Origin of the sequence: Acetobacter nitrogenifigens DSM 23921 = NBRC 105050, assembly GCF_000429165.1 — a bacterium.
GTDB lineage: Bacteria > Pseudomonadota > Alphaproteobacteria > Acetobacterales > Acetobacteraceae > Acetobacter > Acetobacter nitrogenifigens.
In genome coordinates this window covers 1-7,650 of the sequence record NZ_AUBI01000040.1, presented here as the reverse complement: position 1 = coordinate 7,650, position 7,650 = coordinate 1, and the positions used below count along the sequence as shown (strand labels likewise).

The window sequence follows — 7,650 nt, the reverse complement described above, 5'->3', positions numbered from 1 at the left end:
CGGCGCCAGGTCATGCCGGGTGTGGAGCACCGCTCTCACAAGGGGCTGAACAACAGGGCGGAGAATTCACATCTGCCCTTGCGAAAGCGTGAGCGCGTCATGCAAAAATTCCGGTCCCCGGGAGGCTGCCAGCGTTTCGTCTCCGTCTTCTCCGCCGTCCGTAACCTCTTCGTCGCGCCCCGCTCCATCGACAACGCCCTCTCCCGGCACATCCGGCGGGTCAGGGCATTTGCCCAATGGAATAGCGCCACCGCGCTCCCCGCCTGAAAACGTCAGGACAGCGGGTAACTCAAAAAGCCAAAGTTAACGTGACAGCACCCCGTGACCGTCACGCGCGCGACCTCCCGGACACCCTGTGTTCCGGTCTATGGCGGCAATCGTCTGTCGATGTCACGGGGCCTGGCCCGCCGCGTGCGCGCGCTGATCAGTGATCGGACACATTGGGGCGTGCTGCCGTCTGATGTATGCGAGTGGCTGACCGCACAGACCCGGCGATCTAGTCTGCCAGAGCCGGATCGGTTGCTCGTGGAGACCTTTCCGCGCCGTAAGCGCTGGTATCTGGTGGCGTACGGGTTCGAGGGACGAAGCGCCCATCAGACTCTGGGCCTTCTGGTAACGCGCTTTCTAGAGGAGACAGGGGTTGCGCCACTGGGGTTCGTCGCCACCGATGACGCGCTGGCATGCTGGTCCGTACGGGAGCCCGGTAACATCGAAGCCATATTCAGCCCACGTTTGCTTGTGGACGACATGGCGGAGTGGTTGGCTGAAAGTGCTGTTGTACGTAGGGCCTTTCGGGAGGTGGCGGTTATTTCTGGCCTGACGGAGCGACAACTCCCCGGGCGCGCCAGGACAGGACGGCAAATGACCGCGAGCACTGATCTGCTCTACGACGTTCTCCGTAAGTACGACCCGGGCCATGTGCTGCTTCGTGCGACCTGGCGGGACGCGGAGCGTGGACTGACCAGCTTCGACCGCATCAAGCTGCTGGTCGAAAGTGCGCAGGGGCGTATCGATCACCGCCGCCTCGACCGCGCCTCGCCTCTGGCTGTGCCGATTCTACTGGAACTGGGGCACAATCGGATCAGGGGCGGCGAAGGGGAGGATCTGTTGCTGCGGGATGCCGAGGCGCTGCTACATGAGGCGGACCTGCTGTGAAAGGGGGGGCGAACGGCAGCGTCGTGATCGCGTTGCGCCATGAGAAATTCATGCTGCTGCAGCAGAAGGCGGTCTACTGGCCGACGGAGCGGATGCTGATTGTCGCGGATATGCATATGGAAAAAGCAACGGCCCGGCGCGACGCAGGTGTCCTGTTGCCGCCCTATGACACGCACGAGACCCTATCCAGACTGCTTGATCTTGTAAGCACTGTTCGCCCGGAAACCGTGCTGGCCCTCGGCGACAGCTTTCACGATGCCGAAGGCGCAAGCCGACTTGACGCCGTCGCGCGGGAATGCCTTGCGACACTTGCCGGGGCGGCGCGGCTGATATGGCTCGTGGGCAATCATGATCCTGCGCTGCCTTCAATACTGCCTGGAACCAGCGTTCAATCGTTCGAGCGGCGGTCTGTCGCTTTCCGCCATGTGCCATCATCTACGGTGAAGATTCCGGAACTGGCCGGGCACCTCCATCCGAAAGTCCGGCTTCGTCTCGGGGGTCACATGGTGGTCCGTCCCTGTTTCATCGTCGGTGGCGGACGCATGATCCTGCCGGCCTTCGGCACATACACCGGGGGAATGGATGTCATGATGCCGCCAATCCGCTCCCTCTTTCCAGGAGAAGCAGATCTCTATGTGCCCGGGCGAAGTGGGACGTTCAGGATTCACATGAGACGCGCTTGAAAAAGAAGGCGCGATGGGAGACCCCAAAATCTGCCCTTCTGCATTTTTGATGCCTCTTGACACCATGCACGGAGTTCCCAGATTGAATCTGCCGGCCGCCGAAGGGGTCGGCAGACAGAACTATCAGTTTTGATCTTGTGTCCATGTTGCTCAAAGGAGAATATGGCTATGAGAGCCACCGTTGATTTTGCGCCCCTGTTCCGTTCGAGCGTGGGTTTTGACAGAGTGCTCAATGCCCTTGATCTCGCCAGCCGGATTCCGACGGTCGATAACTGGCCGCCTTACGATATCGTCAAGACCGGTGAGGATGATTACCGGATCGACATGGCGGTTGCCGGACTTGCCGAGGCCGACCTTTCGATCACACAGGAGCGCAATACTCTTGTCGTGACAGGACGAAAGGCGCAGGAGCCGCAAAGCGCCGCCGAATATCTCCATCGGGGTATTGCGGGCAGAGAATTCGAACGCCGCTTCGATCTGGCCGAGCATATGAAAGTCACCGATGCGCACTTCGAGAACGGACTTCTGTCCATTACCCTGAAACGTGAGATACCCGAAGCGATGAAGCCGCGTCGTATCGCGATTACGTCCTCTACAACACGTGCAGAGGAAGCCGTGCCCCAGATCGAGGCGCGGAAAGAGGCAGCCTGATGGCGTGACGAAAACTCTCCCCCGGCCATTCATCCGGCCGGGGGAGAATCTCGAAAGGTCATGAGCATGAAGAGGATGAAAATATTTCTGTCGTGCGCTGCTCTGGGCTCGTCTCTACTGAGCCAGTCGGGCGCACATGCTGGTGATATTGTCCGGACGGCTGCAACATCGTTCGATGCGATGGCGACTGAGGGAACGTCCACAATCCCCCCAAACCGGGGCTCGCACTCATTACGAAGACGGCACAGGTGATATGCTGGTCGACAGCTTGAACGCAAGCCAGTTGGATCAGAACTACAAGGGGCCGGTCTATTATCCCGGACAACCCATTCCGCCATTCAGGCCCATCGACACAGATCATCTGGCGCCGTCAGGGCCAGAGACGGCGAAGAAGACGTCCTCATCGCACGGGACGTAGTGGGGATTGAGTAAAGGCGGCGTTATAGACCGCCTTTACCTCGGTTCTTCAGGATGAAGACCGTTCAGGCTCACAGCGGGCCGCAGGATCATCTTCGAGATGCGCCTGTTCCCTGGCATCGCGCGCGACACGCGCATCCTGCTCGCGGACCAGCCAGTAGACGATGCCCAGCGCCAGAACAGCCGCCGAGAGAGCGAACAGTTCCATGGCAGTCACATCATGCAGATCCAGCAGGATGAATTTGCGGGCAATCGCCAGGAGGGCGATCAGGACGATGGTCCGCACCCGGATGACGTTCTCATGCTGGGCAAGAACGACCAGCAGGGAGTGTTTGAACTCAAGAGCGATGATAACAGTAAAGATCGCGCCAAAAATCGCCTGGAAGATCGTCTGGTTGATCGGATCGATTCCGACATCAACGACCAGATGCCATACCGCGCCGATCAGATGAATCGTCGCGATGGCGGTGACCAGCATGATGAGCGCAATCAGGGTCAGAATGATCGCCTGTTCAAAACGCTCGTAGAATGTCAGGCCCCTGAACAGCTTGATGAAGCGGGACCAGTCCCTGCTCTGCCAGGAACGTTTCATGGAGAGGTCTTCCATAGCGTTTTCCCATCTATTAATCGAGTTATAGTTCCCACGTCCTGGGTCTGGTTTTTCTTTTAGAGCAGTTCCACTGAACTCTGGCTCAGTGGAACTGCTCTAGCGATGGAGAATGTCCCCATGCAGGACACGTTACGGATCATGGGCGCTCACCGTCCGTTCGAACCGCCTCCGCTTCCTTCTCGGGAGAAGGAACAGCGCCCGCGTCCGGCGCCTGACGAAGAGGAGCCACCAATTGATCCGGACAAGGAAGGACTGGTCGAACCGCTTGATCCTTCGGATGTGGATGCGAACCCCCATGCGGATTGAATCAGTCTCCGGAAGGGCTCGTGGCCCTTCCGGCGCACATCCGGGTCAGAGCCGGTGCCAGCGTGGCAGACGACAGGACAATATTCTGCCATGATCTCGCACGGCCTTTGGCAAGGCCGATGTCAGCTGGTTTTCGAGGTCTCCCAACGACCAGCCCAAGGCCTTGGCCATGTGCGTGCGGTCGGCGACAGGCAGGAGTTTTCGGACCACGGCGACGGTCGTCGCTTCCGGGTCTGACGCGGTTCTCCAGCGAGAAACCCGATCGTAAATCCGGTGGTCGGCCGCCCGACGCATGAGGCCGTCATATCCCTGGTTTTTTTCCTGGTCGCCGAGATAGTCGGCCAGCAGGACCGCCAGCTCTGTACCGATCTGAACGGTCGGAAGCGACATAATTCTGTTCGGCCTGTCCGTGTGAAGACTCATGATGCAGTCCTCAGGCCGGGACGCGTGTCGCCCGATGTCAGAGCCGTCGCATCCAGAGGGCTGACGCTCAAGCCCGAAACAGTGGCGGTGACGTCGATATGCACGGACCCGAACAGATGCTGGAGGGCGGCCGGAGGCGTATAGGCGCCCTTGACGGCTGCCGAGGTCCGGCCGTCCATAAGGATTGGGTCGACAAGGACCGGGCACCCGGTCTGCTGGCCCAATATCTCGATGGCGCGGGCCAGTGGCATGGATGGAATGTTTACCGGCTGCTTTTCTGTCTCGCACGACAGCACATCATGCGGCGCATGAGCCGATGCCTGCGAGGCCATTCCGACCAGCAGCATGAGTACGAGACCCGCAGCGACGTGTGGCCTCTCCCTCTGCCGAAGGTGCCGAGGTTGCTTGGCCGTCTGTTCCGCTCGCTCCGTCTCTCCGGCGGAATGCGACCAAACTGGCCTCATCGTCCCAAGTGAACGGGGCACGGGAGGATGGTTATTCCAATAGTGCTGAAGCGCCTTCAGGTTGAGAAAATGGATAAAACTCGACATCTCCCTGTTCTCTCTGCTTTCGACCTCACCTTCAGAGACGCGGGGCACCCGATGGAAGGCCCCGCTCCACCCTCTCATTCGTGCGGTCGTTCCAGAAAAGATGGCGCTTCCGCTCGGAGAAGGCGTTTCTGATCTACCCGGCGCGGTCAGTGCCTTACGCCGCGACCGGAACTGGCGGAGCGGCTCTTGCCCGCGTGGGGAGACGGAACGCGATATCAGAGGCCAGGGGATCACACCCGGCAGGGGCGACCGCGCCCGCCTGGACCAGGCGTTCCAGCGTGGAGCGAAGTCTGATCCCCGGTATACCGGTATGGGCCACCAGAGACGTCAGCGTCACACCACGTCCGTCATGACCGAGGCGGCGGAGCACGGAGAGGACACGCGGAGCGAGCGGATCGTCTCCGAAAAGGGGGCGCGTTACCATGATACGCCTCCCTCCAGTCGGTTGCGCCATCTCCGGGCGGCTGTGCGCAGGGAGCGGCGATAGCGGGAATAAAGTCCTTTCAGCGTCGACATCCACATCCTCCGATTAAAGCAACATGGATTCCAGTTGTCTGGCTCACAGAGCCTATGCCGGCCCCGATGGCATCCGGCGAAAGCAAAATTGGAAGAGATGCTTGCCTCGTCAAGGGGTACGAAATGCAGATTCTTCTTCATGAATAATTTTATTATTTATATTTGTATTTATTTTTTGTGGTTGTGTTGCGGACGGAAATTACAGGGGGGGGGTTTGATATTCGTTAAACATCATGGCGATGATCGCAGAAAATCAATATATTTTCCTTCTATGATGGTGGCCCGGGGTTTTCCGGCCACCACCTGTTTTTAGAGAGCGCTTCCAGCGCGCCCGTTTGTCGGGACTTCCGTCCGCGTCTCGACGGCGGGCGTCAGAGCCGTGGAACCAGTCTTTTGATCTCCGGGATCGTCAACTGCCATCGGCGCGGGGAGCGTCGCACAGGACTTGCTTCCGGTGCGTGACACATGAACGATTGGCGCCGCCTGACCGTTTGATGTGATCGTGATTGTCTGCGTACAGGCGGTGGGTCCACCGGTGCTGACCGCCTCGAAACGCTGCCAGGAGATGCTCTGTTTCGGGAGGTCATGACCAACAGCCGGAACGGCGCGCAGGACGCCGTCCAGCCGCGAGCCCAATGTCCGATCGACCGCCTCCATGAGAGCCATATTGCGGGCCATCATGCGATCAACGGCCTCGAACATGTCGATATCAGGCATTGCCGCTGTCGTCGCGATGCCCTGGACCAGGATACCGACCTGGTGTCCCCGTGCATCAACGACGCGCAACGTATCCTGAGCCTGCGCAGGCAGAGCCGCGCAGCAGGCCAGTGTAGCAACAAAGGCGCCAGCCTGAATCATACGAGAAAAATGCATTTTGGAATCCTCCGTGTCTGTTAAGCAGTGTCGGACGACCCGGAAGATATGGAGCGCCAAGATCTAGCACGCAAGGAATTAAAATGGTGATATGTAGAGACCTTCAGTTGCTGATTATGACGGTCGGCCGCTAGCGGATTCGATCCTCGACCGTCAGCGGCGCATGGTCAACTTCGCGCACGGCAGCGTGTTCTCCTTCGTTCGCCGGGTCTCCGACGCGTATGGAACAATTGAATCGCACATCGACATCATGCGCAGGTGAGTCCGGGCGAAGACTACCAGACCGTCCCATGTATGCAGCCGGGGTAGGAGGTGTTGCTTCACTCGAAGTGCAGGGCTCAGCTACCGGGTTGCTGTCACGTTAACTTTGCGATTTTAGTTACCCGCTGGAAGTGCCGGGAGAGGGCGTTGTCGATGGAACGGGGTGCGACGAAGAGGTTACGGACGGCGGAGAAGAAACGCTGGCAGCCTCCCGGGGCCCGGAATTGTTTTATGACGCGTTCGCGTTTTCGCAGCGGTAGATGTGAATTTTTCGCCCTGTTGTTCAACCCTTTGTGAGAGCGATGCTCCACGCCCGGCATGACCTGGCGTCTGGCCGCCCCGTATGATTTCGACCTGTCGGTGACCATGGGTTTTGGCCTGGCGTCCTGTTTCTTCAACAATCGGGGCAGGAGGGGTTGACCCTGCCCTGCGAAGTGCCCTCGTTTTTAAGTAAGGTCTGTCTAACCGGAGACAGGCAATGAGGAGATCACGTTTAACGCAGAACGAGATTATCAGGATCCTTAAAAGCATCAGGCGGGTGCGTCGGCGGCGGATCTGAGGCGCGGCAGCTAAAGGCTCTGGAAGAGGAGAACGTGAGGCTGAAGCGGCTCCCGGCCGAGAGCGTGATGGACGTCTCGACGCTGAAAGACCTGCTGGCAAAAAATTCTTGACGCCCGGCTTGCGGCGAAATGCTGCGACCTGGACGATTACGGAGCGGAGTTACACGCAACGCCGCGCGTGCCGGTTGGTCGGCATCGATCCGAAGACGTGGCGCTATGCATCGCGACGGCCCGATGACGATGACGCTGATGCCCGCCTCCGACTTCGCGCATTGGCCGCGGAAAGGCGTAGGTTCGGCTATCGGCGGCTGCGGTGCTGTCACGTTAAGTGAGGCGTGATAGTTTAGCTGCATGAGTGCTCTGCCTTGCAGCTACAAACGACATCGTTTTCCGCGTGAGATCATCGGGCACGCGGTGTGGCTGTATTTCCGGTTCCCGCTGAGCTTTCGGCTGATCGAGGAGATGCTGCTCGAACGCGGTATTGTCGTTTCGTATGAGACGATCCGCCGGTGGAGCCTGAAATTCGGGGCGGCGTATGCGCGCAGGCTGCGCCGAAAGTCGGCGAAACGCGAAGACATCTGGCATCTCGACGAAGCCCGGATTGTGATCGGCGGCAGGCCGCACTGGCTGTGGCGGGCCGTCGA

12 protein-coding genes and 3 pseudogenes are annotated in these 7,650 nt (G+C 59.5%); 9 read left to right on the top strand and 6 right to left on the bottom strand.

What is annotated here, in order from left to right; translation table 11 throughout:
* The 5 genes from G442_RS26385 to G442_RS25830 all read left to right on the top strand — a co-directional run.
* On the top strand, positions 1–267 hold a 267-nt coding region (locus G442_RS26385; RefSeq protein WP_154660423.1), incomplete at its 5' end, for a DDE-type integrase/transposase/recombinase.
* Between the two features lie 54 nt (positions 268–321).
* Positions 322–1,155, top strand: a complete 834-nt coding sequence (locus tag G442_RS0118690; protein ID WP_154660422.1) for a hypothetical protein — start codon at positions 322–324, stop codon at positions 1,153–1,155.
* Positions 1,152–1,838: a ligase-associated DNA damage response endonuclease PdeM gene (pdeM, locus tag G442_RS23450; RefSeq protein ID WP_051292552.1), complete on the top strand. Its 687-nt coding sequence runs from the start codon at positions 1,152–1,154 to the stop codon at positions 1,836–1,838. The genes G442_RS0118690 and pdeM overlap by 4 nt, the downstream gene beginning before the upstream one ends.
* Before the next feature lie 168 nt (positions 1,839–2,006).
* Positions 2,007–2,489 carry an Hsp20 family protein gene (locus G442_RS0118680; protein ID WP_026399176.1) on the top strand — a complete coding sequence of 161 codons (483 nt, stop codon included), beginning with the start codon at positions 2,007–2,009 and terminating at the stop codon, positions 2,487–2,489.
* Between the two features lie 253 nt (positions 2,490–2,742).
* Positions 2,743–2,907, top strand: a complete 165-nt coding sequence (locus G442_RS25830) for a hypothetical protein (RefSeq protein WP_169720802.1) — start codon at positions 2,743–2,745, stop codon at positions 2,905–2,907.
* 48 nt (positions 2,908–2,955) lie between these two features.
* On the opposite strand, the gene G442_RS0118670 is transcribed toward G442_RS25830, so the two are convergent.
* The gene (locus G442_RS0118670) at positions 2,956–3,513 is read right to left on the bottom strand and encodes a phosphate-starvation-inducible PsiE family protein (RefSeq protein WP_026399175.1); all 558 of its coding nucleotides are present in this window, start codon (positions 3,511–3,513) and stop codon (positions 2,956–2,958) included.
* A gap of 120 nt (positions 3,514–3,633) precedes the next feature.
* Here G442_RS0118670 and G442_RS0118665 point away from each other — a divergent pair, with 120 nt between their 5' ends.
* On the top strand, positions 3,634–3,822 hold the full coding sequence (locus tag G442_RS0118665) for a hypothetical protein (RefSeq protein ID WP_010511790.1): 189 nt from the start codon (positions 3,634–3,636) through the stop codon (positions 3,820–3,822).
* Positions 3,823–3,867: 45 nt separating this feature from the next.
* On the opposite strand, the gene G442_RS0118660 is transcribed toward G442_RS0118665, so the two are convergent.
* From G442_RS0118660 to G442_RS0118645, 4 genes are all read right to left on the bottom strand, one after another.
* Positions 3,868–4,245: a hypothetical protein gene (locus tag G442_RS0118660; RefSeq protein WP_026399174.1), complete on the bottom strand. Its 378-nt coding sequence runs from the start codon at positions 4,243–4,245 to the stop codon at positions 3,868–3,870.
* The gene (locus tag G442_RS26380) at positions 4,242–4,592 is read right to left on the bottom strand and encodes a hypothetical protein (protein ID WP_246789547.1); all 351 of its coding nucleotides are present in this window, start codon (positions 4,590–4,592) and stop codon (positions 4,242–4,244) included. Before G442_RS26380 ends, G442_RS0118660 begins: the two co-directional genes overlap by 4 nt.
* Before the next feature lie 358 nt (positions 4,593–4,950).
* The gene (locus G442_RS0118650; protein ID WP_026399172.1) at positions 4,951–5,220 is read right to left on the bottom strand and encodes a hypothetical protein; all 270 of its coding nucleotides are present in this window, start codon (positions 5,218–5,220) and stop codon (positions 4,951–4,953) included.
* Positions 5,221–5,621: 401 nt separating this feature from the next.
* Positions 5,622–6,185: a hypothetical protein gene (locus G442_RS0118645; protein ID WP_035376935.1), complete on the bottom strand. Its 564-nt coding sequence runs from the start codon at positions 6,183–6,185 to the stop codon at positions 5,622–5,624.
* A 163-nt stretch (positions 6,186–6,348) separates the two neighbouring features.
* Between G442_RS0118645 and G442_RS24720 the strand changes: the two genes are divergently transcribed.
* Positions 6,349–6,447 (top strand): DUF2840 domain-containing protein, encoded by a 99-nt coding sequence (locus G442_RS24720; RefSeq protein ID WP_246789546.1) that lies wholly within the window; start codon positions 6,349–6,351, stop codon positions 6,445–6,447.
* 94 nt (positions 6,448–6,541) lie between these two features.
* Here G442_RS24720 and G442_RS24715 read toward each other — a convergent pair.
* A pseudogene (locus tag G442_RS24715) lies at positions 6,542–6,859 on the bottom strand (DDE-type integrase/transposase/recombinase); the annotation flags it as partial.
* 65 nt (positions 6,860–6,924) lie between these two features.
* Between G442_RS24715 and G442_RS24710 the strand changes: the two are divergent.
* Positions 6,925–7,317, top strand: a pseudogene (locus G442_RS24710) (IS3 family transposase); the annotation flags it as partial.
* 40 nt (positions 7,318–7,357) lie between these two features.
* A pseudogene (locus G442_RS0118625) lies at positions 7,358–7,650 on the top strand (IS6 family transposase); the annotation flags it as partial.